Source organism: Ruminococcus sp. AM31-15AC (genome assembly GCF_003462045.1).
Classification (GTDB): Bacteria; Bacillota; Clostridia; order Oscillospirales; family Ruminococcaceae; genus Hominimerdicola; species Hominimerdicola aceti.
Genome location: NZ_QTYG01000096.1, coordinates 1 through 2673, shown reverse-complemented (window position 1 = coordinate 2673; position 2673 = coordinate 1). Strand labels below are relative to the sequence as shown.

General features: G+C 37.4%; 4 protein-coding genes. All 4 read left to right on the top strand.

Annotated elements, in window-relative coordinates; genetic code table 11:
* Positions 1–132 precede the first annotated feature (132 nt).
* The 4 genes from DW793_RS13945 to DW793_RS13930 are packed head-to-tail and all read left to right on the top strand — an operon-like array spanning position 133 to position 2409.
* The gene (locus tag DW793_RS13945; protein WP_117878052.1) at positions 133–735 is read left to right on the top strand and encodes a hypothetical protein; all 603 of its coding nucleotides are present in this window, start codon (positions 133–135) and stop codon (positions 733–735) included.
* Between the two features lie 3 nt (positions 736–738).
* Positions 739–1494 carry a class D sortase gene (locus DW793_RS13940; protein ID WP_118158503.1) on the top strand — a complete coding sequence of 252 codons (756 nt, stop codon included), beginning with the start codon at positions 739–741 and terminating at the stop codon, positions 1492–1494.
* A gap of 13 nt (positions 1495–1507) precedes the next feature.
* Positions 1508–2161 (top strand): hypothetical protein, encoded by a 654-nt coding sequence (locus DW793_RS13935; protein WP_118158502.1) that lies wholly within the window; start codon positions 1508–1510, stop codon positions 2159–2161.
* A complete protein-coding gene (locus DW793_RS13930) occupies positions 2155–2409 on the top strand; it encodes a hypothetical protein (protein WP_118158501.1) in 255 nt (84 codons plus the stop codon). The genes DW793_RS13935 and DW793_RS13930 overlap by 7 nt, the downstream gene beginning before the upstream one ends.
* Positions 2410–2673 lie beyond the last annotated feature (264 nt).

Below are 2673 nucleotides of genomic sequence, written 5' to 3'. Positions count from 1 at the left end.
ACATAACTATTTCAAATTGTCGTAAAAATATTTGCTTTTTTCTGAAAAAAATACCAATAATAATATTGACAATCGAATTTTAATAGTGTATAATGTTGTTATAAGAAAATATTACGAAAGGTGATAGGTGTTATGAAAAAGATATTTAAGTCAATTTCGGCTTCTGTTACTGCGTTCATCATTGCTTCAACAATGGTTGTAAGTGCATCAGCAGCTTCTTCTGCCGATGTTGTTTCTGCAGCTAAATCAGCAGGTGTTCCATCTAACCATGTATCAGAGCTTAAGAACTACCTTGATTCTCACGCTTCAAAGTTCAGCTCTGCTGACTATGATTACATGGTAAAGGCTCTCTCTGATTGTGGTGCTACATATGTTCAGCCTGTTGCTGACAAGCTTTTTGGTGCAGGAACAGATCTTGCTTCACTAACAAACGATCAGCTTAGACAGGTGTTTAAGGAAATGGGCGAGGATAGCAGAAAGGCTATTGCTGATGCTTGTGTAGCTACAGGTAATCACTTTGGCGTTACTATCAAAGTAGACGAGCTTACAAGCAAGGATTGGAACGTTCAGGTTGTTGATTCAGATGGCAATACAAACATTGGAACAAACACAGGTAACGGTTCTCTTAATACTGGTGCAAACAGCATGACAGCTGTTCAGGTTGCTGCGGTTCTTACACTTGCTCTTAGTGCATTTGGTATTACAGTAGCTGTTAAGAAGAACAAAGAGTGCTAAGATATGGTCAGGAAAGAGGATAAAGCTTCCTCGTCTGACGCAAACAAACTTAAAAAAAATAAGAGGACGTCAGTGGCTGTAATGGTCTTGACGCCTCTTTTAGTTTTGGCTCTTTGTTTGTCTATCATGACGCTGGTAAGTTATAAAAAATTCATAGAGCTGCAAGGATATGCAGCAATAGCGTTCAATGAGAACGCTCATTTGAAAAACCCATCAGAGGATAATAAATACAGAAATGCAGACGCACTGCCTATGAAGGGATTAACAAAAGTCACAGTGCCAGATTCTGAAAATAAGACGGAACAGCATGAGATAATCTATCCGTATTACGGCGACAAATATGCCGAGCTGACCGTAAAGAATGATAAGGCAGGCATTGACAAAGAGCCTGTTTACTGGGGAGACTCTGATGACCTCCTAGCAAAAGGGGTTGTGCAATCTAACTATTCTGCATATATAGGTGCTACAGGCAGAGTTGTTCTTGCGGCACATAACCACACTTATTTCAGATATTTACCTAATATTCTAGTGGGAGATCAGGTGATATTAAAAACAGATTATGGCAAATTTACTTATGAGGTCACAGAAACTAAGGTACTTCCAGACACAGATACTTCCCTTTTGTATTATGACGTGACCGCAGATCCACCTGTAGATGATCTGATACTCTACACTTGCTGGAACAATGGCTATATGGGTCTTTCAGATCAGAGGCTATATGTTATCTGTAAAGTCGTAAGCAAAGAATATAAGAATTAGGAGGGTAAGATCTGTGAAAAACAAAAAACTATACAACTACCTGCCTAATCTGATAATCTCGCTGTTTTTGGCGTTTTTATTCCTTGCGCTGTCACTTCTGTTTGCGGCAGACAATATTTTCTTTGAACCGACAACCTATACGAACAGTATGCACAAGATAAAAATCGAGGACACGGCTTTCCAGGAGATACAGACATATTGTGAACAACAATATGCCTACACTGGTGTTGAAGCTGATACCCTGAAGAAGTCGATTAACAAAACTGATGTATCAAACGCTATTTATAGCTATGTGGAAGATACTTTCAGTTATATTCTTGGCAAAAAGAGTGAGCTTCCTGAGTTTAAGGCAGACTTTACGCTTCTTGAAAAGAATATCTCAAACGATTATACAAAATGGGCTAAAAAAGAAGGCGTTGAATATACTCAGGAACTTGAAGACATAAAGCAGAAGACAATAAAAAATGTGGAACAGGCAATTGAATCCGACATTGACGTTATGCTTTTGAGCCATGTAAATAAACCTAATGGCATTTCCACCAAGCTTAAAGATCTGCTTGTGCTTGCGAGAAAAATAAGGATAGCTCTTATTGCAACGGCTGTTATACTTATAGGCGTTATGGCAACAGTAAACAGAAAGCATATAAGCGGTTTGCTTTATTGGTAGGTACTTCACTTTTCTGTTCCTCAATGCTCATTCTTGTTCCGTGTGCTATCCTAAAGGGTACAAAATATTATGACGGGCTTGCGATACATAATGACACTGTGTATAATGCACTCACAAGATCCATGTATGGCTTAACTGACAGCCTTATTAAATTATCTACAGTTACTCTCATAGTGGCAGTTCTTTTTATGGCACTTTTTGCGTTGATAATCAATCTGACAAAGTTCAAAAAGAAAGAAAAATGCTAAATTTATCAGGCCCCTGTTTTAAATAGGGGTCTGTTTCTTTATAGATGAAACAATTCCATTTAATAGTCGTCGATAGTTTAAAAATATGATTAAAACGTTGTAATAATATTACGATATATAATGGATAATCCTGTATAATAAAACTTGACACATACAAAACAATCAAAGTATAATAAAAACAAAGGAGTGTGTCATCAATGGGAACAGGAAAACAATATGATGAAGAGTTTAAAAAGCAGGCAATAAAGCTCGCAAAGGAGATTG